General features: G+C 71.6%; 17 protein-coding genes. 6 read left to right on the top strand and 11 right to left on the bottom strand.

Annotation, left to right across the window (positions count from 1 at the left end; translation table 11 throughout):
* Positions 1-12 precede the first annotated feature (12 nt).
* Both POL25_RS35895 and POL25_RS35900 read right to left on the bottom strand, forming a co-directional pair.
* Positions 13-1,761: an NHL repeat-containing protein gene (locus POL25_RS35895; RefSeq protein WP_272090860.1), complete on the bottom strand. Its 1,749-nt coding sequence runs from the start codon at positions 1,759-1,761 to the stop codon at positions 13-15.
* Positions 1,762-1,859: 98 nt separating this feature from the next.
* The gene (locus tag POL25_RS35900) at positions 1,860-2,777 is read right to left on the bottom strand and encodes a PAS domain-containing protein (protein ID WP_272090861.1); all 918 of its coding nucleotides are present in this window, start codon (positions 2,775-2,777) and stop codon (positions 1,860-1,862) included.
* A gap of 261 nt (positions 2,778-3,038) precedes the next feature.
* On the opposite strand from POL25_RS35900, the gene POL25_RS35905 reads away from it, so the two are divergent.
* The gene (locus tag POL25_RS35905; protein WP_272090862.1) at positions 3,039-4,919 is read left to right on the top strand and encodes a S8 family serine peptidase; all 1,881 of its coding nucleotides are present in this window, start codon (positions 3,039-3,041) and stop codon (positions 4,917-4,919) included.
* Between the two features lie 32 nt (positions 4,920-4,951).
* On the top strand, positions 4,952-5,995 hold the full coding sequence (locus POL25_RS35910; RefSeq protein WP_272090863.1) for a hypothetical protein: 1,044 nt from the start codon (positions 4,952-4,954) through the stop codon (positions 5,993-5,995).
* 130 nt (positions 5,996-6,125) lie between these two features.
* Here the strand turns inward: POL25_RS35910 and POL25_RS35915 are convergent, their stop codons facing one another.
* Together POL25_RS35915 and asnB are read right to left on the bottom strand one after the other, a co-directional pair.
* Entirely contained in the window at positions 6,126-7,400 is a 1,275-nt protein-coding gene (locus tag POL25_RS35915) for a pyridoxal phosphate-dependent aminotransferase (RefSeq protein ID WP_272090864.1), read from the bottom strand.
* Positions 7,401-7,404: 4 nt separating this feature from the next.
* Positions 7,405-9,051: an asparagine synthase B gene (asnB, locus tag POL25_RS35920; protein WP_272090865.1), complete on the bottom strand. Its 1,647-nt coding sequence runs from the start codon at positions 9,049-9,051 to the stop codon at positions 7,405-7,407.
* Positions 9,052-9,433: 382 nt separating this feature from the next.
* On the opposite strand from asnB, the gene POL25_RS35925 reads away from it, so the two are divergent.
* The gene (locus tag POL25_RS35925; protein WP_272090866.1) at positions 9,434-10,810 is read left to right on the top strand and encodes a KamA family radical SAM protein; all 1,377 of its coding nucleotides are present in this window, start codon (positions 9,434-9,436) and stop codon (positions 10,808-10,810) included.
* An 85-nt stretch (positions 10,811-10,895) separates the two neighbouring features.
* Complete coding sequence (locus POL25_RS35930) at positions 10,896-11,186, top strand: helix-turn-helix transcriptional regulator (RefSeq protein WP_272090867.1); 291 nt, start codon at positions 10,896-10,898, stop codon at positions 11,184-11,186.
* A 219-nt stretch (positions 11,187-11,405) separates the two neighbouring features.
* Here POL25_RS35930 and POL25_RS35935 read toward each other — a convergent pair whose 3' ends face one another.
* The 4 genes from POL25_RS35935 to POL25_RS35950 form a co-directional block, all read right to left on the bottom strand.
* A complete protein-coding gene (locus POL25_RS35935; protein ID WP_272090868.1) occupies positions 11,406-13,106 on the bottom strand; it encodes an IgGFc-binding protein in 1,701 nt (566 codons plus the stop codon).
* 83 nt (positions 13,107-13,189) lie between these two features.
* Positions 13,190-13,456 (bottom strand): hypothetical protein, encoded by a 267-nt coding sequence (locus tag POL25_RS35940; protein WP_272090869.1) that lies wholly within the window; start codon positions 13,454-13,456, stop codon positions 13,190-13,192.
* A gap of 152 nt (positions 13,457-13,608) precedes the next feature.
* Entirely contained in the window at positions 13,609-14,142 is a 534-nt protein-coding gene (locus tag POL25_RS35945; RefSeq protein ID WP_272090870.1) for a GNAT family N-acetyltransferase, read from the bottom strand.
* Positions 14,139-14,861, bottom strand: a complete 723-nt coding sequence (locus POL25_RS35950; protein ID WP_272090871.1) for an SIR2 family NAD-dependent protein deacylase — start codon at positions 14,859-14,861, stop codon at positions 14,139-14,141. The genes POL25_RS35945 and POL25_RS35950 overlap by 4 nt, the downstream gene beginning before the upstream one ends.
* 810 nt (positions 14,862-15,671) lie before the next feature.
* Here POL25_RS35950 and POL25_RS35955 point away from each other — a divergent pair.
* Positions 15,672-16,556, top strand: a complete 885-nt coding sequence (locus tag POL25_RS35955; protein WP_272090872.1) for a PAS domain S-box protein — start codon at positions 15,672-15,674, stop codon at positions 16,554-16,556.
* 405 nt (positions 16,557-16,961) lie between these two features.
* On the top strand, positions 16,962-20,111 hold the full coding sequence (locus POL25_RS35960) for an amino acid adenylation domain-containing protein (protein ID WP_272090873.1): 3,150 nt from the start codon (positions 16,962-16,964) through the stop codon (positions 20,109-20,111).
* Between the two features lie 54 nt (positions 20,112-20,165).
* Here POL25_RS35960 and pyrC read toward each other — a convergent pair whose 3' ends face one another.
* From pyrC to POL25_RS35975, 3 genes are all read right to left on the bottom strand, one after another.
* Positions 20,166-21,224 (bottom strand): dihydroorotase, encoded by a 1,059-nt coding sequence (gene pyrC / locus POL25_RS35965; protein ID WP_272090874.1) that lies wholly within the window; start codon positions 21,222-21,224, stop codon positions 20,166-20,168.
* Between the two features lie 41 nt (positions 21,225-21,265).
* Entirely contained in the window at positions 21,266-23,806 is a 2,541-nt protein-coding gene (locus tag POL25_RS35970; RefSeq protein ID WP_272090875.1) for an ATP-binding protein, read from the bottom strand.
* A 93-nt stretch (positions 23,807-23,899) separates the two neighbouring features.
* The gene (locus POL25_RS35975; protein WP_272090876.1) at positions 23,900-25,621 is read right to left on the bottom strand and encodes a PI-PLC domain-containing protein; all 1,722 of its coding nucleotides are present in this window, start codon (positions 25,619-25,621) and stop codon (positions 23,900-23,902) included.
* Positions 25,622-25,843: the final 222 nt, after the last annotated feature.

A 25,843-nucleotide genomic window follows, 5' to 3' on the forward strand; every position in this document is an offset into this window, starting at 1 on the left:
GGGACATCGACCTCACGGCGCGAACACGGCCACGAAGCCGTCGTAGAGGCCCTTGCTCATCACTGGCCCGGCGCCGAAGTCGACCGCGCCGTAGAAGCCGCCCACCAGCGCCGTCGTGCCGTCGGGGCGGAGGTCGACCCCGTTGCCCTCCTGCTCCATCGCGTCGCCGAGGCCCTTGCTCCACACGTGGCTGCCGGCCGACGTGTACTTGACGGCGAACGCATCGCGCATCCCGGCCCACGGCAGCACCCCGCCGCCGAAGTCGGTGTCGCTGTAGAAGTGGCCGGCGATCACCAGCGTCCCGCTGGCGTCGACCGCCAGGTGGGCCGGCCGCACGATGCCGTCGCCGAGCAGCTTCGACCACGCGTGCGCCCCGTCCTCGGCCGCGAACTGGGCCACGAAGCCGCGGTACATCGGCGCCTCGAGCGGCCCCCCGCCGAAGTCGAGCGACCCGACGAAGTGCCCCGACGTCGTCACCCGGCCCTGTGGGTCGACCGCGATCGCCGACAGCTTCTGCTCCTTCGGATCGCCCCACGACGCCGCCCACAGCGCCTGGCCCTCGGCGTCGAGCTTGGCCAGGAACACGTCGCTGCTGCCCGCGCTGACCAGCGGCCCGTTGCCGGGGTCGATCGTGCCCTGGAACGAGCCGCCGACGTACACATTGCCGCCCGCGTCGACCGCCACCGCTCGCGCCTCCTGCTCGGTGTCGTCGCCGAAGTACACGCTCCACGCGTGCTCGCCCTCGGGCGTGAACTTGGCGACGAACACGTCGATCGAGTCGCCCTGCCCCACCATCTCTCCGCCGCCGACGTCGAGCGACAGCTGGAATTGACCGACCAGCGCGATCTCCCCCGTCGCATCGATCGCCAGGTCGCGCGGGATCGCCGTGCCCATCGACGGGAACGACTTGCTCCACACGTGCTCACCTGCCGCCGACAGCTTGGCCAGGAAGATGTCGCGGTCGCCTGCCGCCGCCAGCGGCTCGCCGCCGAGATCGACCGAGCCGGTGAAATCACCGGTGATCACGACTTCGTCGTTCGGATCGACCGCCACGCCCCAGCCGTCGCCGAGCTGGGGCGCCGCGTCGCCGAAGCGCTGGCTCCACACGTGCGCCCCGTCGGCCGCGAACTTGGCGAGGTAGACATCCGAGCTGCCCGCGCTCGCCAGCGGCCCGCCGCCGAAGTCCGACGTCCCCGCGCCCTGCGTCAGCACGATCACCGCCCCCGTCGAGTCGAACGCCACCGCCACCGCCCGCTGGTCGCTCGGATCGCCCCACTGCGCGTGCCACTGGACCGCCCCGTCGCCCGCGCACGGATCGACCCCGTCGCAGTCGTCGTCACCGGGCGACTCGCAGGTCTCGGGCGCCGGCATCACGTCGCCGACGCACGCCCCCCACTCGCCGGCCTCGCAGGCCGCCACGCCCGCGACGCAGTTGCCCACCCCGGCGTGGATCGGGTCGCCGCTGTAACAGCTGTCCTCCTCGCCCGGCTGGCAGGTCGCCGTCTCGGTCGTGCTGGCTGTCCCTTCGGTCAGGCTCTCCATCGTCGTCGGCGTCGTCGTCGTCGTCGGCGACGAATCCGTCGTCGTCGCCACCGTCGCGCTGTCGCCCGTGCCGAGCGTCTCGCTCGCGCCGGTCGTCTCGCCGCTCGTGGTCGAGTCGGTCGTCGTGTCTGCGGTGTCGGTCGCGGCCTGTTCGGTGGCGGCGTCGTCGGTGCCGCAGGCGAGGGCGAGGGCGCAGAGGAGCGGGGCGGAGCGTCGCATCGCCGGCTCATACCACACGCGCGGCGGCGCTTCGCGGGGCGCGTCTGCGGAGGGCGCCGGGTCCCGCCATTCAGAGCGTTTTCGCACGTCGCATCATACTATCGCCGCCGGCGATTCATTGCATACGCGATACCTGCCTTGAGCGACCCCAGGCTGACGATCGATCCGAGGTCGGCCCCGAGGCTCACCAGCGTCGCCGCCAGCCCCGGGCGGATCCCCGTCAGCACCGCCTCGGCGCCCAGCAGCGCCGCGCTACGGGCGGCCCGGAGCAGCGCATCGGCCGTCTGCGCGTCGATCTCCGACACGCCTGTAATGTCGAGGATCACCGTGCGCGCCCGCGTCGTCGCCACCCCGTCGAGCAGCGTCTGCAGCACCCGCTCGACCCGGCGGGGGTCGAGCGCGCCGATCAGCGGCATCACCACCGTCTCCTCGTCGATCGGGATCAGCGGGGTCGACAGCGCCAGCAGGGCCTCGTCCTGGGCGCGGATCACCTCCTCGCGCATGCGCATCTCGACCCGCTGGCCCTCCGCCTGCTTGATGTCGGTCTCGTCCATCGTCACCCCGCGCAGCCCGATCGGCGTCCCGTCGTCGCTGCGGATCAGCGACATCCGGCTCGTGACCCACAATGTGCGGCCGTCGCGGGTGACCCAGCGGTACGACGATTCGCCGGTGCCGTCCTTGAAGATCGCGTGCGCCTGGCCCAGCGCCTGCTCGCGATCCTCGGGGTGGATCAGCTCGACCCAAAAGTTGGGCTGCTTCCATTCATCGACCGAATAGCCCGACATCGCATGGATGCGATCGCTGACCCAATCGACGGTCATGCGCTGCGGTGATTGTTCGAAGTAGCTCTCCCACAGGATGCCCGGGATGTGGGCGACCAGCCCCTCGAGCCGCTCGCGCAGCAGCCGTTCGTAGAGCGCGAGCTGGTGGTTCGCGTGCTCGAGCTCGGCCACGCGGGCCTGCGCTGCGCCCAGGGCGGCCCGCAGCGCCTCGACTTCGTCCTGTCGTTCCGTCACGGCCACGCAGTCTATCAAGGCGGGGGCCTCGCCATCGCCGCCGATCGCCGTTCTCCTGCCACCGGGGCGGCGACCCGTCCTGGAGCACCGCCGGCTGCCGCGATTTCGTTGCCGTGGCGGGTACCGACAATCGCCGCCTTGGGGCGAAAAACCGAGACAAGTCTCACACATTTTCGACCGCAGCCTTCCCATTCTCTGCGGCCCCGCGGCGATAATGCGCTGCCGTCGCCGGCAGGGGCTGGCGGTGGGAAAGGCCGCCTCGTGCTCTCGATCGCCGTTCTCGCGCTCGCCTCGACCTCGCTGGCGTCCGACCCTCCGACCTGGGTGTTCTTCGCCGACAAACAGGTCACCGCCGGTGAATTGCAGCCCGCGCTCGAGCGGCGCGCCGAGCAGCTCGCGCCGCGAGCGCTGCGCCGGCGAATGCGGGTCCGCGGCGACCGTGGCGTCGACGTCCGCGATCTCCCGCTCGCCTCCCCGTACCTGCAGGCCGTCGTCGCCACCGGCGTGCAGATCCGTGCCACCTCGCGCTGGCTCAACGCCGTCAGCGTCGACGCCGACGCCGCCCAGCGGGCCGCGATCGCCGGCTTGCCGTTCGTCGCCGGCATGCGCCCCGTCGCGCGCACGCGCGGCCACGATCACGCCCCGGCCTGGACCGAACAGTCGCCGGCCTCCGCGGCCTACGGCGTCGCCGAGACCCAGCTCGCCCTGCTCGGCGTCCCGGCCCTGCACGCGTGTGGCCTGACCGGCGCCGGCGTGGTGATCGGCGTGCAGGACAGCGGCTTCTCGCTGCAGCACGCCGCCTTCGCCGGTCTGCACGTGCTGGCCGCCCGCGATTTCGTGCAGGGCGACGACGAGGTCGCCGACCAGCCGGGCGACGACGAGGGCCAGGATCGCCACGGCACCGTCGTGCTGTCGCTGCTGGCCGGCGACGACGGCGACGCCTTCTCCGGCGTCGCCCCGGGCGCCTCGGTCATCCTCAGCAAGACCGAGCGCATCGGCGAGGAGCAGCCCTACGAGGAAGATCTTTACGTCGCCGGCCTCGAGTGGATCGAGGGCATGGGCGCCGACCTGTTCACCGCCTCGCTCGGCTACTACGAATGGTACGAGCACCCGCAATACGACGGCAAGACCGCCGTCGTCTCGCAGGCCGCCGCGGTGGCGCTCGCCAACGGCCTCGTCATGTTCACCGCCAACGGCAACGAGGGCCCCGAGCCGGGCACGCTGATCGCCCCGGCCGACGTCGACGGCATCATCGCGCTCGGGGCCACCGACCTCGAGGGCCAGGTCGCCGGCTTCTCCTCGCGCGGTCCCACCAGCGACGGCCGGATCAAGCCCGACCTGCTGGCTCCGGGTCAGGGCGTATGGATGGTCCAGCCGGGTACCGACAATGAATATACCCAGGGCAACGGCACCAGCCTCGCCACCCCGCTGGCCGCTGGCGTCGGCGCATTGCTGCTCGAGGCCTACCCCGAGCTCACCCCGGCCCAGATGCTGGCGCTGCTGCGCGCCACCGCCTCGCAACCCGACGCGCCCGACAACGACCGCGGCTGGGGCATGATCGGCGGCCCCGCGGCTGCCGGCCTCCATTGCACCTGCACCGACGGCGACCGCGATGGTCACTACGCGGTCGCTTGCGGCGGCGACGACTGCGACGACGCCGACCCGGCGCGCCACCCCGGGGCCGCCGAGGTGTGTGACGGTCGCGACAATGACTGCGACGGCGACCTCCCGGCCGACGAGGTCGACGGCGACGGCGACGGCGTGCGCGTCTGCGCCGGCGATTGCGACGACGCCGATCCATCGCGCTGGCCGGGCGCCGTCGAGGACCCCGACGATTGCATCGACAACGACTGCGACGGCGACGGCGGCCTCGCCTGCGCCCCGACCACCGGCGCCCAGACCTCGAGCGGAGGCAGCGGCACCGGCGAGCACGAGCCCACCACCACGAACACGACGTCGGGCACCACCGATGCCGACGCCACGGGCCTGACCGACGGGGCCAGCGACAGCGGCGGGGCCGTCGAGGGCGCGGGTTGCGGCTGCAGCACCGGCGGTCCTGCGGCCCCGCTGGGCCTGCTTCTCGGCCTCGTCGGCATGAGGCGGCGGCGGTCGCGTTCTCGGGTATCCTCGCCCCCGCAGTGAAGCGCGCAGCGACAATCCGGACCCTGGCCGCCATGGCGGCGCTCCTCCTCGCCTGCCAGACCTTCGGCCCGCGCTCGCTCCGCTACGGCCGCGGCACCTACAACACCGCGATTCAGCAGACCAACAGCGAGCAGCTGCTGCTCAACCTGGTCCGCCTGCGCTACCGCGACGCCCCGCTGTTCCTCGAGGTCACCAGCATCTCCAGCAGCCTCTCGCTCGAGCTCGGCGCCGCCGTCGGCGGCAATGTCGGCACCGTCGGCAGATCGGTCGCCCCCGGCACCGCCGTCACCTATATCGAGCGCCCGACCATCACCTACGCCCCGCTGCAGGGCTCGCGCTTCGGCACTCAGTTCCTGAGCCCCATTCAGCTGAGCGACATCCTCCTGCTCTACCACGCCGGCTGGGCCATCGATCGCATCTTCCGCGTGTTCGTGCAGAAGCTCGGGCCGCTGCAGAACGCCCCGCGCGCGTCCGGCCCGACCCCCTCGCACGCGCCCGAGTACGAGGCCTTCTTCACCGCCACCGAGTTGATGCGCTCCTTGTGGGTCGACGGCCTGGTCGACCTCAACTACCTGCCCAGCGTCGCCGGCGACGCCCTCACCCTGACCTTCACCCGCCGCCCCGACGCCGAGGGGCGGGTCGCCCGGCTGTGCGCGCTGTTCGGCCTGGCCGAGCCCCGCTACACGATCACCCTCACCGAGTCCCCGCGCCCGGGCGAGGGGGCGGTGCTGCTGGTCCCGCGCTCGCTGCTCGGCGGCATGTACTACGTCTCGCACGGGGTCGAGGTCCCGGCCGAGGATTACGCCGTCGGCCGCGTGCCGGTCACCCGCGACGCCAAGGGCGCCGTGTTCGACTGGGCCCGCCTCACAGGCACGCTGATGCGCGTCCGCCACGGCACGCAGGAGCCCAAGAACGCCTACGTCTCGGTGTACTACCGCGGCCTGTGGTTCTGGATCGCCGACAACGACCTCGACTCCAAGTCGACGTTCTCCTTCATCGCCCAGGTGCTCGAGCTGCAGTCGGGCGAGATCAAGGGCGCCGCCCCGTTGCTGACCCTGCCGATCGCCGCCGAGTGATTCTTTTATCGAGGCCGCGCCCGGAGCTGTCCTCCGGGACATGTTATTTCGCGACTGCGCCCGGAGCTGTCCTCCGGGACATGTGAGACGGCCGTGCCCGGAGCTGTCCTCCGGGACACGTGATTTCGCCTCAGGCGACGAACGCCGCCAGGCGATCGATCGCCGTCAGCACCCGCGGCGCGTGCCGGCGCAGCCACGCCTCGTCGATCGTCGCCGCCGGGTCGTGGCCGGCCAGCGCCGCCGCCCCGTCGAAATCGACGTAGGCCAGGCGCGCCGTCCAGTCGCCGAACGGCCGGCCGAAGTCGCTGCCCGGGAGAATGGCCACACCTGTCTCTTCGAGCAGGCGCTCGCACAGCGCCTCGCCGCCGGCGATCCCGCGCCGGCGCAGCGCGTCGGCCTGGCCGGAGAAGTCTGGGAACAGGTAGAACCCGCCCTGCGGAGCCGCGCAGGCGACCCCGCCGGCGAGCAAGCGCCGGTGGCACCAGCCGCCGAGCGCCTTCAAGATCGCCTGCTCGTGGGCCACGTAGGCGGCGATGTCCGGGCCGAATCCGAACGCGGTCACCGCGGCGCACTGGATCGGCGCGCTGGTCGAGGTGTACGTCTCGCTGGCGACCGCGATCATCGCCTGCTGCAGCCACTGCAGCTCGCGCGGGAACAGGAACGTGCCGAGGCGCCAACCGCCGGCCCCGCACCACTTGCTGAGGCCCGAGCTGATGATCGTGCCCTCGGGGTAGAAGCGGGCGATCGACGTGTGAGCGCCGTCGTGGTGCAGCTCGCCGTAGATCTCGTCGGACACCACCAGCACCTCGTGCGCGCGCAGGACCTCGGCCAGCGCCGCCAGCTCGTCGGCGTCGTAGGTCTGCCCGGTCGGGTTCGACGGGTAGTTGAGGATCAGCACCCGCGGGCGCCCGGCGTCGCGCCGGCACAGCCCGTCGACGTCGGCCGGCGTCAGCTTCCAGCCGTTGTCGGCCCGCGTCGGCAGCCACACCACCTGCCGGCCGATGATGCGCGCCTGCGGCGAGTACGACACCCACGCCGGCGACGGCAGCACCAGGTCGCCGTAGAACGCCAGCTGGGTGATGAACATCAGCTCCTTGCTGCCGGGGGCGACCAGCACGTGATCGCCGCTGTACTCGCGCTCGCCGGCGACCCCGCGCTGATGGTAGGCCGCGACCGCCTCGCGCAGCGCCGGCAGCCCGCGCACCGGCATGTACTCCTTGCGCGTCGCGTGGGCCCGCAGCGCCTCGACCACGCTGTCCGGCACCGGGAACGGCGACTGGCCGAGCCCGAGCTTGAACACCTCGCGTCCGGCGGCGAGGAGGTCGTTGCTGCGCTCGTTGATCGCCACCGTGGCCGACGGCGACAGGCCGCGGACCTGGAGGTTGAGGCTGGCTCGGCCGTGCATTCGATCACCTGGCCTTTCGAGCAGCTTGCCTGTCCTCGCGGACGGCGCTGTTGTGGAGCGGGTTGGCGCGGCCGGAGCTGTCGGCGTCGGCCTGCCAGCGCGGCACCCACCGCCGCACGCAGCGGGCCGCGTGCTCGCCGGGGAACAGCTCGGCGAACAGCGAGCGGTAAAGGTAGCCCTCCTTGGTGGTCGGCGTCTCGTGCGGGAACCGGCGCCCGGCCTCGGCCAGATGCAGGTCCGAGACCGTCGCCTCGGCGTGGGCCTTGAGGCGCTCGACCCAGCCGTAGCCGACCCCGTCGGAGAACTGCTCTTTTTGCCGCCACAGCACCGCCGGCGGCAGCAGCGGGTCGGCCGGATCGGCGAACGCCGCCCGCAGCAGCGCCTTCTCCATCCGCGCCTCGCGCCCGGGCTCGGCCCGCAGCGGCCGCTTGAGCGCCGGATCGATCGTCATCGCCAGGTCGAGGAAGGCGAGGTCGAGGAACGGCACCCGCGCCTCGACGCCGTGCGCCATCGTGCTCTTGTCGGCGCGCAGGACGTCGCTGAGGTGGAGGTTCTTGACCCGCTCGACCGTCTCGCGGAAAAACGCCTCCTCGCCCTCGGCGAAGTAGAAGTAGAGGTAACCGCCGAACACCTCGTCGGAGCCCTCGCCCGACAGCACCACCTTGACCCCCTGGTCCTTGATGTAGCGGCTGAGGCAATACATCGGGATGCTCGCCCGCACCGTCGGGATGTCATACGATTCGGTGTGCCAGACGATGTCGCGCAGCGCCGCGACGCCCTCGTCGAGGTCGAGCCGGACCTCGTGGTGGTCGGTGCCGACGAACGCCGCCACGTCCCGCGCCGCCCGCAGGTCCGGCGAGTCGCCGTCGACCCCGATCGCGAACGACATCAGGCGCGCGTCCGGGTCGCGCCGCCGCGCCAGTCGGGCCGCCAGCGCCGCCACCAGGCTCGAGTCGAGCCCGCCCGACAGCAGCACCCCGAGCGGCACGTCGCTCATCAGCCGCTTGTCGACCGCCGCCTCGAACCGCTCGCGCAGGCCGGCGGCGTCGCGCCGGTAATCCGCCTGTCCTTCGAGCCATGTCCGCTCGTACCAGCGGCGCAGCCCGCCGCGGCGGGTGTAGACGTGGCCGGGCGGGAACACCTCGAACCACTCGCACTCGCCGGCCAGGACCTTGAGCTCGGACGCGAACCACAGGTTGCCGGCGCGGTCGCGGCCGTAGTAGAGCGGCTTTACGCCGATCGGGTCGCGCGCGACCAGCCAGTCGTCGTCGCGCAGGGCCGCCAGCGCGAACACGCCGTCGAGCTTGTCGACGAACGCGTCGCCCTGGGCCTCGAACAGGTGGGCCAGGACCTCGCTGTCGGAGCCGGTGCGGAACACCCGCCCCGCCGCCTGCAGCCCGGCGCGCAGGGCGGCGTGGTTGTAGATCTCGCCGTTGTGGACCACGGCGGCGCCGTCGCGCCCGAACAGCGGCTGCCGGCCCGAGGCCGGGTCCATGATCGAAAGCCGCCGGTGCAGCAGCGCGCCGACCCCCGGCAAGTAGTGCCTCCCGTGCCCGTCCGGGCCTCGGTGCGTCAGCCGCTCGCTCGCGGCTGTCGCTCGCGAGAGGATCGCGTCATCGACGGCCCCGAAGACCGCGAGGATTCCACACATGCGTCGTTCTCCCTCCGCCGGGCCGCCGCCCGCGCAGGGGCCGGTTATAACGCCCCCGCGCCCCCGCGGCAACCGACGATCTCGCTCACATGTCCCTCGGGACAGATTCATGAATCTCCTCGGTCGCATTACGCACGCGTAACGCCAATCGTGATTGTAATGAACGTCGGTTCGTCAATCGCATTGCGCGCAAAATTCCGGCGATTGATCCTTGCGGTGGCATCAGGCCCCATGTTAAGTTGCTGCTCAATCAGCGCACAGCGGCGGCAGCGCGCCGGCGGACAGATCGTGCGGACTCTCGTGCGGCGTCTCGCCCGCGCCCGGCCGGCGCCTCATCCGCCCGATCGGCGAATCGCACGGTCGGGCTCGCTCGGAGGATCCGATGCCGGACGGCGCATTGAATCTGGGGACCTATCGCGCCTTCACGGCGCGCGACATCGACGTGATCCCGCAATTGCGCGGCCTGCCCGAGGAGGCGCGGCTGCGCCTGCGGGCGGTCGCGCAGGTGCTGCCGTTCCGCGTCAACGCCTACGTGCTCGAGCAATTGATCGATTGGTCGCGGGTCCCTGACGACCCGATGTATCAATTGACGATCCCGCAGGCGGAGATGCTGCACGAGGCCGACGTGAGCGCGTTGGTCGACCTGCTGCGCCGCGGCGACGACGCGGCGGTGCAGGCGCGGGCGCGGACGATCCAGCGGGCCATGAACCCGCACCCGGCCGGCCAGGTCGACCTCAACGTGCCGATCGAGGCCGGCGTCGAGCAGCGCGGGCTGCAGCACAAGTACCGCCAGACGGTACTGTTCTTCCCGGCGCAGGGCCAGACGTGCCACGCGTACTGTACGTATTGCTTCCGCTGGGCCCAGTTCGTCGGCCTCGACGACCTCAAGTTCGCCACGCGCGAGGCCGACTCGCTGGTCGAGTACCTCCGGCGTCACCCCGAGGTCAGCGACGTGCTGTTCACCGGCGGCGACCCGCTGGTGATGCGCACCAGCGTGCTGCGGCGCTACGTCGAGCCGCTGCTCAAGGCCGACCTGCCGAACCTGGCTCACATCCGCTTCGGCACCAAGGCGCTGGCGTACTGGCCGGCCCGCTTCCTCACCGACCCCGACGCCGACGACCTGCTGCGCCTGTTCGGCGAGATCGAGGCCGCGGGCAAGCACGTGGCCGTGATGGCCCACTACAGCCACCCGCGCGAGCTGGCGACGCCGGCCGCGGCGCGGGCGCTGCAGCGGGTGCGCGAGGCGGGCGCCGTCGTGCGCTGTCAGGCGCCGCTCATCCGCCACGTCAACGACGACCCCGACGTGTGGGCCGAGCTGTGGCGCACGCAGGTCCGCCACGGAGCTGTCCCTTATTACATGTTCGTCGAGCGCGACACGGGCCCCAAGGAGTACTTCAAGGTCCCGCTGGACCGCGCGCTGAACATCTACCAGGGCGCCTACCGCCAGCTCTCGGGCCTGTGTCGCAGCGTGCGGGGGCCTTCCATGTCAGCGACGCCAGGAAAGATCCTCCTTGATGGCGTGACCGAAATTGACGGTCGTCGCTACTTTGTCCTACGTGTACTCCAAGGGCGCAACCCGGAGTGGGTGGGGCGCATCTTCTTCGCCGAATACGACCCCGACGCCGCGTGGCTGGACGAGCTCCGACCCGCATTCGGGGCATCCGAGTTCTTCTATACGGCTGAGCTCGCTGATCTGCGCCTTCGTCGCGCCGACCTGCGGCTGAGCGTGATCGGCGGTTCACATGCGGTCACCACGTGAGCACAGCCGGAAATCTCGGCGTTGACGCCTCCAGCCCCTTGCCGCACCATCGAAGACCCCCTGGATTTGACCGATGAGTGAGCTCATGCCCGAGAACCCAGATGGCTGGACCTTCCTGACCAATCACGCGCACGTCTTGCTGTGCCTGGCGCAAGACCCCGAGATTCGTCTGTGCGATGTCGCCGCCGAAGTCGGCCTGACCGAGCGTGGTGTCCAGCGAATCGTGAAAGAGTTGGCGACCTCAGGGTACATCACCCGCGAGCGCAACGGCCGGCGCAACCGTTACTTGGTGCATCAGCGCCAGCCCCTGCGCCGAACCATCGCCCGCCACCGCCAGGTCGGTGATTTGCTGCAGCTGATCGTCCAGGCGCGGTGAGCCGCGGCGATCGCTCGCCGGGCGAGGCGCCGCCGATTCATGACTCCGGCTTCGGCATCGCCCATGTCCCATCAGACAGGTGCTGACGACGCCGAGGGCCGCTCCCGAGCTCCCGCTCACGGAGCGCCCGACGGGCCTCGCAGCCCTCCGCGCCCGGCTCGCCGCGGCCGCCTGCACCGGTGCGCGGCGGCGGCAGGTTCGCCCTGAGGGCTCGGCCGATCAGCCGGGCGGGTTGGGGTTGATCTTGCCGGTGCCGGTGCCGCCCAGATACGCGTACGAGTCGTGCTGGTCGTAGCCGACGATGATGACCTGGAACGGTGAGTCGCCGCCGTCGAACACGTGCACGCCGTCAGGGCAGGTGATGCGCGCGACCTCGTAGCCGCTGGCGCCGACGGGGTTGAACTCGGCGTCGGAGATCGGGACACCATCCATGGTGATCGGGGCGCCGACCGGGCGGGTGATGACGGCGACGTCGGTGATCCAGGTGCCGGGCACGAGGACGACGTAGCGCGGCAGGTACTGCTCGACGGGCGCCATCTGCACCATCGCCGGGTCGCCGATCGAGCTGCCGAACGCCTCGGCGCCGACCATGTAGCCGTAGACGGCGATCGGCTTGTCGGCGATGACCTCGAAGTCACCAGGCTCGGTCGCCGGCCCGGTGGCGTAGAACTCGCTCATCTGGTTGGCGTTGAGCACGAAGTTGGTCGCGGGGATGCCCGAGACCCCCGGGTCGGCGTGGATGGTGACGTTGGTGTTCGGCTCGGAGGCGTAGATCTGCCACAGCGTGTTCTCGGGCGCGCCGGGGCTGCGGATCGGCATGCGCGAGGCGATGAAGTGCTTGCCCCACTGGCGCACGCCGGCCAGCTGCTCCTCCATGTGATCGCAGCAGCAGGTCGACTCGGGGATGAGCGCGCACTCCTGGCCGGCGAACACGGCGACGGGGTGATTCTCGTTGCTGTTGATCTTGGTGCCGGTCATGCTGTCGGGGATCGACTGCACGGCGACCGACAGCACGTCGCCCTCGTTGAGCGGGATCACGAACGGCGCCCCCGGAGCCCCCTGCGGCACGCTCGGGCCGGCCGCGGTCACGACGCTGGGCTCGACCTGGACCATGGTCCCGTCGACGGTGGCGATGACGGTCACGTAGCTGTGCTGAAAGCCGTTGGTGTTGTCGTACATCGATTTCCACGCGGTCACGCGATTGATCGTGTCGAGCGCGGCCGCGGGGTACAGCATCGCCGCGTCCGAGAGGTACGAGGAGGCGCCGTCGACCGGGTTGAACTGATAGGCGACGACCGGGACGTCGGAGGTGACGCGATACGAGCCGCCCGGGTTGACGCCGGAGTCGTCGATGTGACGGTCGGGCAAGTTGAAGGTGTGCAGCGACAGCGGACCGACCGGCTGCGGCCCGCCGACAGTGGTCCACACCCCGCCGTTCTTGACCTCGACGACGACGTTGGCGCTGGCCGCCAGCTGGACGTTGGCGACGGCGATCGCGTACTGCGAGGTCTCGACCGAGTCGTGCGAGTCCATGTCGACGGCGTAGAAGCGACAGCCCACGGTGCTCTTGCCGGCGCTCGCCTGCTCGCACGTCTCGGGGATGATCGGCCCGTCGTCCGGCCCGCCGAAATCGGGCTGCATCTCGTTGCCGAAGTCGAACTTCGGGGTCGTGTCGCTGCTCACCGAGGTGGCGTCGGTCGGCGCGGTGGGGCTGGTCGTGCCGGCGGTGGTCGTGGGGTTGCTGGTCCCGGACTCGGTGCCGGGCTCGTCGGTGGTCGGGCTGCCCGTCGGGCCGATGCTGGCGATCGACGACACCCCGGTGACCGGGAGGGTGGTCTCGCCGCGGCCCGAGTCGCCGCAAGCAGCGAGCAGGAGCAGGAGCGAGCCGAGAGGAGCGAGCCGCGGAGAGACGATGTGCATGCGAGACACCTCGAGCAGAGGCTCACGATAGGACCCACACCCACCCGCGCGGCGCACCACGGACGCGAGTTCTCACACGGTCATCACGGCCCCGCTCGCGTACGACGACGGGGCATGACCCATCGCTCGCGCGGGCTCCTCCCCATCGCCCCGGCGGGCGCCACAGGCGGTCTCAAGGGCGATCGGGCCGCGAATTCGCGGACGACGACCGGCGCGAGCGCGAGGGCCACGGTCCCCGCTCCGACGACCGCGAGCGCGCCCACGAGCACTCCGATCACGCATTCGAGTTCGACCTCGTCGATCGCGCGCGACAGGCCCGCGAACGACGCGACCGCGGCGATCACCGCCACAGGGCGAATGCGCGCCGGTCACGAGCGCTGAACCCCGGCCGCTGCACCGCGCGACGCTGACGCCCGGCGCCGAGGACTGGTCGTCACGACATGTCCTATTTAACATGCTCAAAAGGGCATGTCATCATGAACATGTCCTATGTGCCAGTCAATCAGGAATCACGCGGCGAGCCGCGGGCCGGCGATCGCGTCAGGCTGTAATAGCGGTGCGGCAGGTCGGCGCGGTCGAACTCGAATCGATAGATCAGCCCGGCCAGCTCGAGCACGCGGCGCGAGCCGAGGTTCTCGGTCCAGGTGAATCCACACACCTCGGGCAGACCGAGCTCGCCCAGGGCCAGCTCGACCAGCGCGCGCGCGACCTCGGTGGCCAGCCCGCGGCGCCACACCGCCGGCGCGAATCCATAGAGGATCTCGACGCTGTCGCGACCGCCCGCGTCGGTCGGCGCCAGGCCGGCGTAGCCGCACGCGACGTCGCCCTCGCGCAGGGTGTAGACGCCGAAGCCGTGGCTGTGCCACATCGCCACCAGGCGATCGATCTTCGCGTCGATCTGCGCCAGCGTGCGCGGGCCGCCGAGCGTGCGCACGACCTCGGGCTCCTGCCACAGCGCGCGGTACAGCGGGCGGTCCGCGGCGGTGATGCGCGCCCCGTGCAGGCGCGCCGTGGTCAGCGTCGCGGGCGCGGTCATGCCAGCAGCTCGGCGTCGCCGTCGGCGAGGCGGGTCAGCATCTCGGTCGCCGGCCCGCGCAGGTGGAGCTCGTAGAGCTCCGAGGCCGGCGTCTCGTCGGGGTTGATCTCCACCCGCCTGGCCCCGGCCTTGCGCGCGTACTCGGGCAAGTACGCGGCGGGGTAGACCACCGCCGAGGTGCCGATCGAGACGAACAGATCGCAGGCGGCGATCGCCGCCTGGGCCGCGTCGAGGGTCGGCTCGTGGAGATAGTCGCCGAACCACACGATGTCGGGCCGCCACCAGCCGCCGCAACCGTCGCACCGCAGCACCTCGCGGACCACGTGGCCGTCCTGCTGCTTGACGCCGCACGTGTCGCAGCGGACCCGCCACAGGTTGCCGTGGAGCTCGAGGATCTCGCTGCTGCCGGCGAGCGCGTGCAGACCGTCGATGTTCTGGGTGACGACGGTGACGCGAGCGGAGCGCCGCCCGCTGCGCGCGACGATCTGGTGGCCGAGGTTGGGCGCGCAGCGGGCGACCAGACCGCGGCGGTAGTTGTGAAACTCCCACACCGCCTCGGGATCGCGGACGAACGCCTCCTGACAGGCATACCGACGATAGTCGTACTCCTTCCAAATCCCGCCGGCGCCGCGATAGGTGGGCACGCCGCTCTCTGCAGACATGCCTGCCCCTGTGAAGAAGACGATCCGGCTGAAATCGCGCAATCGAGAGGTCGACATCGCGAGGATGGTATCGGCGCCCGGGTCGTCGCGCGAGGCCGATTGTTTCCGATGCAGCAACCCGACAGTGCTGCGATCGGCCTCGTGCCCCCACCGATGATTGCGTGTCATCCGGCGATCTACAGGGTAGACTGCTGATGCGAGCGCCGTCGGGAAGCTGCTGAGTCTGCCGACACGCCTGCGCCGGGATGGACCGGCTCTCGCGGCCCGTTCCGGCATCTCGCCGCGCTCGGCGCCGGTCCGGGCCGGAATTCGCCGGAGATTCTCCCGAGCTGCATCTGCGGCGGGTTCGCCGTGCGCGCGGTGTTTCACCGCCCGTCGACCGGCCATTCGCAGCGCGAAGCTGTTTTGCGAGCTGCTTCGATTTGGTCGTTCGCGCCATCACGACCGGGCCGGGTAGCGTTCGCACAGCGTTCGCACAAGGACGACGGGCGCGCGCCCGCGGCCGGGCCGTCGGCAGGCTCTCCGACCCCACCTGGCGGATCTCGCTTCCGGCCGTCTGGCTGCGCTTGCGGGCAGCTTTCTCTGGCCGACGGCGTTCACGCAGGGGCTGCACGGTGGTCTGCAGCCCCTGTTCAATGTCCGTCCAGACATGTTCGAACAGACATGCAGCAGACTGCGCAGGACAATGTGCTGATGATAACACCGTATGTACGATGATACGTGCGTCGCACCGACCCAGGGCGGAAGCGACCGCCATGTCTGCGCGATCGCAAGGACCGATGTTCACCAATCGCGGGGGGGCTGGTCAGCGCGGAGCGTGGTCAGTACCCTGGATTTTGGCCCGCTCGGCGGGTCGGAGTAGCTGCGATGAACGACATCAGCGCCTCGAACCCCCCGGAGTCCGACAGCGAGATCCAGGCCCTGCGGCGGCGGGTGGCCGAGCTGGAGCAGAACATCGCGGCCCTCGAGCAGGAGCGGGACGTGTTCAAGCACGTCGTGCAGCACGCCCCCGCCTTCATCTCGCGGCTCACCCCGGACGGGCGGACCATCTACGCCAACGCCACCTGCGAGCGGATCGTCGGCAAGACCTCCGAACAGATCGCGGGCACCAACACCATGCCGCTGCTGTACCCCGGCGACCTTTACCCGGCGGTCGAGGAGTACTTCAAGATCGCGGCCGAGGGCGGCGACGTCAGCGACTACGAGCTGACGATTCAGTCGCACACCGGCGAGCGGCGGACCCTGGCGTGGAACTCCTATCACCGCTACGGACCCGACGGCACCCTCCAGGAGGTGGTCTCGTTCGGGGTCGACGTCACCGACCGCAAGCGCGACGAGAACGAGCGCCGGCGGCTGCAGGAGGAGATCATCGCGGTACAGGCGGCCACGCTCGCCGAGCTCTCGACGCCCCTCATCCCGATCAGCGCCAAGATCGTCGCCATGCCGCTGATCGGCTCGATCGACCCGGCGCGGGCCCAGCGGATCATCGAGACCCTGCTCGCCGGCATCAGCGAGGCCCGGGCGAGCACGGCGATCCTCGACATCACCGGCGTGGCCGTGGTCGACACCCAGGTCGCCGACTCGCTGATGCGGGCCGCTCGCGCGGTGAAGCTGCTCGGGGCCGAGGTCATCCTCACGGGCATTCGCCCGGACGTCGCTCAGACCTTGGTCCACCTCGGCACCAATCTCGACGGCATCGTGACTCGCGCCACCCTGCAGAGCGGCATCGCCTTCGCCATGCAGCAAGGCTGACGCAGCCGTCGGCGCAAATCGCCATTGGGTGACCCCACCCCCGGTGATTCGCGGGCGCGAATCGCCGCGGAACGTCGTACGAGCATTCGGCCGCGCGCGCCCGCCGGGCGGCGTGCGGCCGCCTCCACGCCGCCGCGCCGGGGTGAGACCGATGTGAGGCGTTCGCCGCTGGTGTGGTGATTGCCGCAGCGGCCCGAGTGAATGCACTTCGATGCGATAGAAACAAGTGGCAAAAGTGCTCGTCCACGGTTCGCTCGCCCGCTCGCGGCGGGGAGTTCGCGTGCGAAGCAAAATTGTCCATGATTAAATCATAGCAGTCTATATAATCAGGATAGCGATCAAAACCGCTGGGACGGCCGTGGCCTGCACGCGCCGCCGTGACCGCGATTTGCCGGAGGACTGAGCATGACGAACTTCGACGCCCCACCCATCGACGCAGCATGGACCGGCGGCTTTTCACCCTACCCCGACGCCGAGGGGCTCGCGGCCCTGCTGGCGCACCAGGTCCGCGCCCGGCCTGACGCGCTGGCCGTGGACGCCGGCGAGGAGCGGCTGACGTACGCCGAACTCGACCGGCGCGCGAGCCAGATGGCGCACGGCCTCCAGGCCGCGGGCGTCGGCGTGGAGACGCCCGTCGGGGTCTTCATGAGTCCTCGCATCGAACAGATCGTCGCCCAGGTCGCGATCTGCATGGTGGGCGCCACATATGTCCCGCTCGACCCCGATTACCCACACGAGCGCCTGGAGTTCATGATCGCCGACGCCGGGGTCGAACTGGTCCTCACCGACCGACGTCACTTCGGACTCGCGCTGGGCGGCCGGCGCGAGCTGTGCGTCGACCGCGAGCGCCCGCAATTCGAAAGCAACCCGACCCGCTTCTCCGGTATTCAGGGCGGACCCGACAGCCGCACCCACATCCTCTACACCTCCGGCTCGACCGGCAAACCCAAGGGTATCGAGATCGTCACGCGGGCGATCAGCCGCCTCGTGCTGGCCACCGATTACGTGCAGATCGAGCCGAGCGACCGGGTCGCGCAGATCGCCAATTTCTCGTTCGACGCCGCCATCTTCGAGGTCTGGGGCGCGCTGCTCAACGGGGCGGCGCTGGTCCTGATCCCGCGCCGCCGGGTCCTCGATCCGCACGAGTTCCGCGCCGAGCTGGCGAGCCGCGGCGTCACCGTGATGTTCCTGACCACCGCGCTGTTCAACCTGGTCGCCGGCGTCTGCCCCGACGCGTTCGGATCGCTGCGCTACTTGCTGGTCGGCGGCGAGAAGGCCAACGCCGAGGCGTTCCGCGCGGTGCTGCAGGCCGGGCCACCGCTCCATCTGCAGAACATCTACGGCCCGACCGAGAGCACCACCTTCGCCGTCGCCTGCGAGCTGGACCATGAGCGCGCCGCCGGCATCAACGTGCCGATCGGTCGCCCCATCCGCAACACCCTGGTCTTCATCCTCGACGCGGCGCAGCGGCCAGTCGGCATCGGCGAGGTGGGCGAGCTCTACATCGGCGGTCACGGCCTCGCCCGCGGATACCTCCATCGCCCCGAGCTCACCGCCGAGCGCTTCGTGATGGTGGCAGGATTGACCGGCGAGGGCGCGATTCGCCTGTATCGCACCGGCGACCAGGTCCGCTGGCGCCCCGACGGGCTGATCGAGTTCGTCGGCCGCACCGATTTTCAGGTCAAGATCCGCGGTCATCGCATCGAGCTCGAGGAGATCGAGGCGGCGCTGGTGGCCAGCGGAATGGTCGCCGACGCGGCCATCACGGTGCACGAGAGCCCGAGCGGCGAAAAATCGCTGGTCGCCCACGTGATCCCGCGCGACCGCGCGGCCTTCCGCGTCGCGCTGCTGCAAGAGCACCTGCAGACCAAGCTGCCGCGCTTTATGGTCCCCGCCCGCTTCGTCGAGCTCGACGCCATGCCGCTCAACGCCAACGGCAAGGTCGACCGCAAGGCGCTCGCCGCCGGCCAGGCCCACTCGGGGGTGTTCAGCCTCAACGCCATGCTCGCGACCACCCAAGATCCGCTGACCGGCGAGCTGGCGGCGATATGGGCCGACCTCCTCGGCGTCCCGCTGGTCCTGCCGGAGGACGATTTCTTCCGCCTCGGCGGCAGCTCGCTGCTGGCCGCGCGCCTGGTGCTGCGGGTGCGCGACGTCTATCGCGTGCGCTTCCCGGTCTACGCGCTGTACGAGGCCGGCACGCTGCGCGAGTTCGCGGCCCAGCTGCGACGAGCGCTGCGCGGCGAGACGATCCGCAGCGCCACGACGGCAGGGCCGGAGACGTGGCGGGCGGACGCGCAGCTGCCCGCCGATCTGCGCGCGCAGATCGTCCAGGCGGCCGCGCTGCCGCGCCCGGCGGCCGACGCCTGGCGCTCGGGCCAGGTGCTGCTGACCGGCGCGACCGGGTTCCTCGGCGCGTTTCTGCTGCGCGACCTGCTGCTACACACCGGGGCGCGCGTGCACTGCCTGGTGCGCGCCGCCGACGCGACCGAAGGGCTGGCCCGCGTGCGCCAGGCGCTGGCCAAGTACGGCCTGTGGCAGGCCTCGTTCGCCGCGCGCATCGAAGCCGTGCCCGGCGACCTGGCCCTGCCGCGCCTCGGCCTCGACGAGGCCGGCTTCGCCGCGCTCGCGGCCGACGTCGACGCCGTCTTCCACAGCGGCGCCCAGGTCAACTACGTCCAGCCGTACGCGGCCCACCGCACCACCAATGTCGGCGGCACCCACGAGGTGCTGCGGCTGTGCGCCACCGGCAAGCTCAAGCCGCTGCACCACGTCTCGACGATCGCGGTGTTCGGCCCGAGCGGGTTCTTCGGCGGCAAGCGGGTGGTGCACGAGCACGACCCGATCGACGACCACGTCGAGTACCTGGTGCTCGACATCGGCTACTCGGCCAGCAAGTGGGTGGCGGAGAAGTCGGTGTGGTATGCGGGCGCGCTCGGGCTGCCGGTCACGGTCTATCGCCCCGGCTTCATCATGGGCGACAGCCGCAGCGGGGCCGGCAACGCCGACGATTTTGTCGGCCGCTGGGTCCGCGGCGCGGTCCAGGTCGGCGGCTTCCCGGAGCTGCCGCGGCAGCGCAAGGAGTTCGTGCCGGTCGATTTCGTGAGCCGGGCGATCCTCCACGTCGCCGGCGCGCCGGACAACGTCGGCCGCGCCTACCACCTGGTCCCGCCCGACCTGCGTCAGTCGCCCGACCTCGAGCAGTTCTTCGCCATGATCCGCGAGTTCGGCTACCCGCTGGCGCAGTGGGCCTACGGCGAATGGGTCGACCGCGTCATCCAGGACTCGCGCGGGCGCGACAACCCGCTGTGCTCGCTGCTGCCGATGCTGTTCGAGCGGGTCTATCGCGACGAGCTGACCCGCTGGGAGCTCTACGAGGACATGCCGGCCTACGACACCAGCCACACCGACGCGGCGCTGGCCGGCAGCGGCGTCCGCTTCGTCGCCATGGACCGGGCCCTGGTCGCCCGCTACCTGCGCTACTGGATCGCCAGCAGCCAGCTCCCGCCCGTGCCCGCCGAAGCGCCCGAGGAGCAGCGCAAGGCGGGGCCTTGATCAAAACTGTCCAGGAGGACATGCCCAATCGGACATGCCCTCCAGGACATGTCTCTACAAAATACCTGCCCGATCGACCAGGCGCCAGGCGATGCGCTCGCCGGCGCGCAGCGGCACCAGCTCGTCCCGGCCGAACGGATAGCTGGCCGGGACGTCCCAGGCCGCCCGCTCGAGGCGTACGGTCTCGGTGTTGACCGGCAGGTCGTAGAACCGCGGGCCGAACCGGCTGGCGAAGCCCTCGAGCCGCGCCAGCGCCCCCGCGCGCTCGAACGCCTCGGCGTACAGCTCGATCGCCGCGTGGGCGGTGAACATCCCGGCGCAGCCGCACGCGCTCTCCTTGGCCCCGCGCGGGTGCGGGGCGCTGTCGGTGCCGAGGAAGAATTTGGCCTCGCCGCTGGTGGCGGCCGCGAGCAGCGCCTCGCGGTGGAGCTCGCGCTTCAGCACCGGCAGGCAGTAGTAGTGCGGGCAGATGCCGCCGGTGAACATGGCGTTGCGGCTGTACAGCAGGTGATGCGCGGTGATCGTGGCGGCCACCTTCGGGCCGGCGGCGCGGACGAAGGCGACGGCGTCGCGGGTGGTGATGTGCTCGACGACCACGCGCAGGTCGGGCAGGCGCTCGAGCAGCGGCGCCAGGTGGCGCTCCAGGAACACCGCCTCGCGGTCGAACACGTCGACGCCCGGATCGGTGACCTCGCCGTGGACCAGCAGCGGCAGCCCGAGCGCCTGCATGGCCTCGAGCACCGGCAGCACCCGCGCCAGATCGGTCACGCCCGACTGCGAATTGGTGGTCGCGCCGGCCGGGTAAAGCTTGACCCCGTGCACGAACCCGCAGTCGCGCGCGCGGGCGATCTCCTCCGGCGCCGTCGCGTCGGTCAGGTACAGCGTCATCAGCGGCGTGAACCGCCCCGCCAGCGCCGTCGGCACGGCCGCGACGATGCGCGCGCGATAGGCCGCCGCCTCCTCGACCCGCGTGACCGGCGGCTTCAGGTTGGGCATCACGATCGCCCGCGCGAACTGCCGCGCGGTGTGGGCCACCGCGTCGGCCAGCACGACGCCGTCGCGCAGGTGGAGGTGCCAGTCGTCGGGGCGTACGAGCTCGAGCGCGTCGGTCACGGCGCCCCCATAACACGCGCCCGGGCCGCGCGCCCGCGGATTCACGCCCGCAGCGTCGCCAGCTCGCGCTCGCCCGCCGACAGCAGGATCGCCACCTCCTGCAGGCCCGCCGCGTGCTCCGCTCGCGGCGCCAGCCGCTCCGACAGCTCGATGAACGCGCGCCGGTTCTGCTGCAGCCCCAGCGGCGAGCCCTTGTCGCGGTTGAACACCACCGAGTCGCGCAGCAGCGTCACCGCCTCGGCGTCGCGCCCGAGCAGCGCCAGCACCTGCGACAGCGCCTCCGTCGTCTGCCCCAGGCCGGTCAGGTCGCCGAGCTGGGTCTGCACCTCGGCCGCCGCGTCGAACCGCTGCTTGGCCGCCATCGTCCGCCCCGCGCGCAGCTCGAGCCGGCCCATCGTCTCCCACACCCGCCCGAGCTCGCGGACCTCGCCGAGGTCGCGATAGAACCGCTCGGCCGCGCGCGCGTGCTCGAGCCCCATCTCGAAGCCCTCCGCCTCGCGACCGACGCGCAGCTGGGCGTGCAGCGGCAGGCGAGCGAACAGGTGCTCGGTCTCGGCGAGCTCGCGCAGCGCCACCGGGTCGGTGTGCACGTGCGGGTCGAACACCTTGCGCGACTGCCGGAGCAATTGCAGCGCGCGGCCCGGGTCGCCCATGCGCACCAGCACCGCCGCCTGATCGTTGAGCAGGCAGGCCGCCCCGATCGCGTCCCCCGCGGCTTGCAGCATGCTCGCGGCCGCGGCCAGCTCGGTCAGCGCCCGCTCGAGCGAGCGCGGGTCGCCGAGGTCGAAGCACACGCCGGCGATCGCCTGCGCCAGGTCGGCCGCCAGCTCGACCGGCGCGCCCTCCTCGAGCTCGGCCCGCGCCGACTCGAGGGTCGCCTGCGCCTGCGTCAGCGTGAACCCGAACTCGTAGCCCGCCGCTTGCCACTGCAGCCGCCCGAGCTCGATCAGCGCCTGCACCCGCAGCAGCCGCCGCGACGCGCTCACCGGCAGCGTCGCCAGCAGCGCCAGCGCGCTCCCGGCGTGCTGCGCCGCCGCCTGCGGCGCACCCATCTCCGCCGCCTTGCGCGCCGCCTCGCACAGGTGCTGCGCCGCCGCGTCGAACTCGCCCGCCAGCCGCATGTGCTCGGCCGCCCGCGCCTCGTCGACCAGCGGGTCCTCGAGCCGCGTCGGCACCACCCGCGACGGCGCGCCCCAGCCGGCCGGGCCCGCGTCTTCCTCGGCCGGCGGAGCCGCGAAGATCGTCTTGCGCCGCGCCGGCGACCAGCCCGCCGGGCGCGCCTCGACCTGCTCGCCTGGACCTGTCCCTTGCGACACCTTGACGTTCGGCCCCAGCGCGCTGGCCCCCAGCGCGAGCGGCACCGGCCCGGACCGCTCGCCCTTGGCCGGCACCCGCCACGCCGGCGCGCCGCTCGCCCCGGAATCACCTGTCCCATCGGCCAGCTTGTCTCCGCCCTGGCCCGCCTCGTCACCTGTCCCTTCGGACACATCAAGACTCTCGCCGGCGATCAGAGCGTCGGCCCGCGGGGACGTCTCGATGCCACCTGTCCCTGCGGACATATCCTGACTCTGCTCGGCGACCGCCGCCATCTCGCTGGCGACCTGCGCCGCCAGCCCGGTGTCGTCGACGAGGTCGACCACCTCGGCCGAGAGGTCGATGATCTCGGCCACGTGGGCGGCGCTGGGGATCTTGCCGCGCGACTTGACGCGCGGCACGGGCGGCCGCGGCGGGCCCGCGACCTCTTCGCCGGCACGCGCGCCCAGCAGCCGTCCGAGCTTGCGGTGCCACGCCTGCGCGAGCGACGGCATCAGCGACTTCGACAACGCCGTCAGCGCCGAGGTCGGCAGCGAGAACCGACCCTCGCCGCGGTCCTCGAGCGGCAACCCGAGGTCGGTCGCCTGCTGCAGCAGCTCGAGCACCACCAGCGGCTCGAGCGACAGTAGGTCGGCCACGATCCGCGTCTCGAAGCCCGGCCCGATCAACGCGCCCGCCCGCAGCACCCGCAGCACCTCCGGCGGCAGCGTACGCCACGCGATCGCCTGCGCCTCGCCGCTCGGCGGCTCCTCCCCGCGCACCACCCCGGCAGCGTCGCGCGTCCGCACCGCCAGCAACAGCTCGGCCGCCGCGTCCTTCGGCTCGCCGTGGAACACCAGCACCAGCGGCAGCTGCAACCAGCCCTGCCGCTTCACGATCTGGGTCAGCGCCGCCAGCGTCGCCTCGTCGGCCTGCTCGACCGCGTCGAACACCACGACCCATTGCGAACCTGTCTGTTGGGCCAGGTGATTCCACAGCTCGACCAGCACCGCCTCGGTGGCCCGCTCGGGCGCCTCGCCGAACAGGGTCCGCCGGCGCAGCGACTTCGCACGATCGGGCGGCTTGGGCCGCGCCTCGCCGAGGATCGCCTCGGTCAGCCGGCGCGCCTCGAGCAGCGGCCGCAGGGCCGCCGGGGCCACCTCGCAGCTGACCCGCAGCAGCTGCAGCGCGGGCGGTGGATCGGGCAACCGCCCGCGCACCGCCGTCGCCAGCCGCTCACGCACTCGCTGCCACAGTCGCCCGGGGTCGCGCTCGTCGATTTGGGTCATGCGAGCCCGAGCTTACCGGAGCCGCGCGCCCGCGTCGCGTGGCCTGGCGACCTCGCGCGGATGCGACCTGTCCCTCGGGACATCTCTCGGGCTTCACCAGCCGTCCGCGACCGCACCGACGCCGGGCCCGAGCCCCGTCACGGTCAGATCGGCGGCCGTCACCGGCCCGCCCGGCGTCGCCGTCGGCGCCACGAACAGCAGCGGCAAGGCCCCCGCGCCGTGCGACGACGCCGCCAGCCCGACGTGCGTCAGCGGCTCGGCGAAGCAATGCTCGGCGATCGCCGTCCAGGTCGCCCCGTCGCTCGAGCCGAGCCCGCGCACGCAGGTCGCGTCGAGGGTCCGCTCGAGCCGCACGAACGCCGGCGACTCGCCCGTCAGCCCGGCCACGCCCGCGAACTCGAGCGCCTGCGTGGACGCGCCGGCCACCTCGCGCAGCTGCACGCGCAGCGGGTGATCGTCGGCGGGCCGGCAGATCGCCAGGTACGCCGCGTCGGCCTCCAGCCCCGCGCGGGCCGCCAGACACGCCTTGGCCCACGGCTCGACGTGGCTGTTGGGCGCGGCGATCGCCGCCGTCCACGCGACATCTCCTTCACCCACTTCGGCCCACGCCAGCAGCCCCTCGTCGCTGCTGTCCCACAGGTCGCCCGAGTCGACCGTCACCGCCACGATCGCCGCCGACTCGCGCTCCGGCGCCTCGCACGCGTCGATGCAGGTGAACGGCCAGCCCTGCGGCCCCGCGGTGTTCGCCCACGGATCTTCGTCGACGTTGATCTGATTGGTGGCGATGTGATGCACCCCCGCCTGCTCGGACTCCTCCCACGCACCCTCGTCGTCGGCCACCCACACGCGGCTGACCAGCCCGGCCGCGCGCACCGCCGCGGCCAGCTCCACGTCGCCGAGCGCCAGGTTGAACACGATCGCCTCCGCGTGCTCGCCCAGGTCTCGCCCGTCGCTCAGCCCGGGCGCGACGAAGGCCGCGCGCGCCCCCGCGTCGGCGCCGACGTAGCTCGCCAGCGGCCCTGACGGATCGTCGAGGTCGCCGCCGGTCAACATCGCGATCACCCGCCCGCGCCAGCTCTCGAGCCGCGGCCAGGCGCAGCCGCGTCGGGTCACCGCGTCCTGCAGCGTGGTCGCGCCGGGGCAGTCCGCGAGCAGCTCGGCCGGCCGCACCAGCGCCGCGCCGAAGGCCGCGTCCAGCAGCGCGTCGAGGTCGCCCGGCTGATGCCCGCCGCCGAACCCGTCCTTCAGATCGATCCACAGCGTCACCACCTCGTGCTCGGGCACCGCGCGAGCGAACGCCGCCACCTGCCCCAGACACTGCGACAGGCTGCGGCAGTGCGTGTCGTCGTCGACGATGTCGGTGTGATACACGAACCAATCGCCGGCCAGCGCCGACTCGAACGCCTTGCCGGTGTGAATATCGAGCTCGAGCGAGCGGATCCGGTGATACACGAATTGGTCGAACAGCGCCTCGTGCCGCTGAAACGCGTTGTGCGCTGATTTCTGCCGCACCTCGTGATAGCGTGGGCCGCTCGCCTCGGCGCCCGTGGTCCCGTCCGTCGATTCACCGCTGCTCGTCGCCGGCTCCGTGGTCGTCACGGTCGAGCTCGTCGAGGTCGTCACGGTCGAGCTCGTCGAGGTCGACGACGAGGTCGAAGTCGTCGTCGTCGTGCCCGGCGCCTCCCCGCTCGTCGGTACCTCGCTGCCGGTCGTCGTGCTCGTCGCGGTCCCGGTCCCGGCCTCGCTCGCGGTCCCACCCGACGCGCCTCCGCAGGCCGCAAACACGACGAAGAGGGTCCGCGAGAGACGGTGCATGGCACGAGCTGACCGCCACCCGGCCGCCGCTGTCAAGCCGACCTGTCTCCGGGGACATCTCGGGTCCCGCGCGGCCCTGGGAGCCCCGCAGGGGGCTTCTGCGAGGTTTGCGCGGTCCGCCTTTTCGCGCCAGCGGGCTCACCGCCCGACCCCTGTTCGCGACCTTTCTCCGCGCTGAGCCTGCTCTCGCCTCTCGCCGCTCGTGGCCCGCGCGTGCCCACG

This window comes from Nannocystis bainbridge, from assembly GCF_028368995.1.
Taxonomy (GTDB): Bacteria; Myxococcota_A; Polyangia; order Nannocystales; family Nannocystaceae; genus Nannocystis; species Nannocystis bainbridge.